The sequence below is a fragment of the Streptomyces sp. E2N166 genome (genome assembly GCF_003671715.1).
GTDB lineage: Bacteria > Actinomycetota > Actinomycetes > Streptomycetales > Streptomycetaceae > Streptomyces > Streptomyces thinghirensis.
Genome location: NZ_RAIF01000018.1, coordinates 116,622 through 118,992 on the forward strand (window position 1 = coordinate 116,622; position 2,371 = coordinate 118,992).

Here is a 2,371-nt window from a genome sequence, read left to right on the forward strand (position 1 = left end):
GTCCGCCGCCTCCTGCAACCACTCCGGTGGACTCAGCAGGAACGACGTCTGGTTCAGGTCCACCCGCGCCGCCGGAGCCGGCGCCGGCTCCGCGGACTCGTCGGGACGGCCGTACTCCTCCTCGTACCGGCGGATCACCTCACCCACCGGCAGTGAGGGCCACAACGTCGCCTCACCGCTGTCCCGGGCGATCACCAGCCGCTGCGCGCCCCCGTCCGAGCGCGGCCCGTCCGCACGGTCCTCGGCCCACACCACGAACCCGAGGTCGAACTCCCGCACCCGCACCTCACGGTGCTGGTACGCCGGCAGCTCGCCGTTGACCCATTCCTCCGCGCGCTCCTGCGCCTGCGCGAACGTCACCATCGTCAGCTCACTCCCCTACAGACGCCGACGTCACGGGCACCGCACGCGCGAAACCGCCGTCCACCATCAGGTTCGCCACCGTCTCCAGCTCCGGCGGGGACCCCGCCAGCCGCGACAGGAACACGTCGAAGTCCTCACCGCACGGCAGCAGCAACCGCTCCACACGATCCGCCGGCGGCGTCGAGGGGTCCACGTCCCGCACATCGTCGTAGGCGCAGAACCACACCGAACCGATCCGGTCGCCCTTCACCTTCACGGCGAGCAGACCGCCCTGGACGAAGGCGACGCCCAGGTAGTCCTTGGTCAGGTGGTCCCGCAGACACTTGTTGACGTAGACGAGGTCGTTGACCGCCGCCTCCTCACGCACCGTGAAGAACGGCTGGTCGACCAGCAGCCCCAACTCCGCGTCGAGCGCCGTACCCACCGGCGCGCAGCCGCCCGCCGCCTTCAGGAACGAGCGGTAGGCACCCGGCAGCCGGTACCCGAGGTCCTCCTCGACGCCCAGCACCTGCTGCTCGGAGACGGCGACACCCGACTTCGGCAGACCGAAGTGCGCCGGACGCGTCTCCTGCAACGGCCGCGTCCCGCGCTTGCCCTGGTCCACCGCCGCCGTCGCGATCCCGCCGTGGTGGCGCAGCAGCGCCTTCACCTCGACCGGGACCAGCTCCATCCGCCGCGCCCCGGCCACGTGGTGCCATGTCCAGCCGTGCGGCGTCGCCACCGCCGGCACCGTGTCCCACAGCTCGTGCCCCGAAGCCGACAGCGCGGCGTTCGCCGACACGTAGTCCGTCAGCCGCAGCTCGTCGACCCCGAAACCCTCCGGCGGGTCCGCGATCTCCGCGATCGCGCGGGCGTACGGCGAGAAGACGGGGTAACCACCCTCGTCGACCCGTACTCCTCTCGGGTGACGTGCCGCCCGCACCGGATCCGGGAAATGTACGACCTGCCCGGCATAGGCCGCGTTCGGCGGCGCGGCGTGTCCCCCGTCCTGGCGGCCGGGAGGTGCCCCCAGCCCGAGCCGACCTGTCGTCATGGCGGTTGCCCCCTGCGGCGTCTGTCTGATCTGTGTCTGTCTGATCTGTCTGCACTGTCCGGTCACCGCACGCGATCGCGGTGCCGACAGCCTATGCGGTACGACGAGACCGGTCACCGGCGCCGGACCCCGCACCCGACACCCACCCCTCCGCTTCCGTGACCTGCCGTCACCCTCCCGTGACGGAACGCCCATACCCGGGCGTGTCACCACGCCCCAGCTTCCGCAGCAGCCACGGGATTTGGCACTCTGTGACCTTCGGGGGGATGCTCAGGAGGGGAAGATGATCATGAGTGCGACACAGACGGGACCCCACACCGGGCGGTCCGACGACCCCCGGGGCGGCGACCCGCGCATCGGCTGGAGCGCCACCGAAGCCCTCCACGCCCCCGCCCTCCAGCACCGCCGCGACGGCATACTCCCCACTGTCGCCGCCGCACTCTCGGTGCGCGGCACCACGCTCACGGGCACCGCCACCCGCGCCGACACGCCGCCCGCCCTGCACCACCTCGTACAGGACTTCCTCGACACCCTCACCAGTGGCCAACGCGACCGTTACACCGGCCGCTGCGCCGAGACCATCCTCATCTCACGGCACCTGGCCACCGCGGACGCCGCCCGCAGCAAACGCGCGGCACGAAAACCCATGACCAACGGCGAAGCCCGCAAGGCTCTCAAGCACGCCAAGCTCACCACCCGACGCATCCGCGAGGACGGCGACCCCCTGCACGGCAGCTTCGCCGCACCGTGCCGCGCCTGCACGGCCCTCAGCGCACACTTCGGCGTCCGCATCGTCGACCCCACCGCGAGCGACGGCTGACACACCGGCGACCGACACCGGCACCCCACCCGCGCGGCCCCGGACGACCTACACGCAGACCTGGACCTGGACCTGAACCCGAACTCAGGCCCGGACCTGGACCTAGACCTAGACGAACCAAGGGCAGATGCAAGCCGACCGCACCTCCACCACCC

The 2,371-nt window shown here is 71.4% G+C and carries 2 protein-coding genes and 1 pseudogene; 1 reads left to right on the forward strand and 2 read right to left on the reverse strand.

The window, feature by feature from the left end:
- Positions 1 to 363: pseudogene (locus EBH09_RS14760) on the reverse strand (hypothetical protein); the annotation flags it as partial.
- A gap of 7 nt (positions 364 to 370) precedes the next feature.
- Entirely contained in the window at positions 371 to 1,396 is a 1,026-nt protein-coding gene (locus EBH09_RS14765; protein WP_121747475.1) for an SMI1/KNR4 family protein, read from the reverse strand.
- 289 nt (positions 1,397 to 1,685) lie between these two features.
- On the opposite strand from EBH09_RS14765, the gene EBH09_RS14770 reads away from it, so the two are divergent.
- Positions 1,686 to 2,216 carry a YwqJ-related putative deaminase gene (locus tag EBH09_RS14770; protein WP_121747809.1) on the forward strand — a complete coding sequence of 177 codons (531 nt, stop codon included), beginning with the start codon at positions 1,686 to 1,688 and terminating at the stop codon, positions 2,214 to 2,216.
- Positions 2,217 to 2,371 lie beyond the last annotated feature (155 nt).

Coding starts and splice junctions, on each gene's coding strand:
- EBH09_RS14765 (WP_121747475.1), bottom strand. CDS start 1,396: ATGACGACAGGTCGGCTCGGGCTGGGGGCACCTCCCGGCCGCCAGGAC.
- EBH09_RS14770 (WP_121747809.1), top strand. CDS start 1,686: ATGAGTGCGACACAGACGGGACCCCACACCGGGCGGTCCGACGACCCC.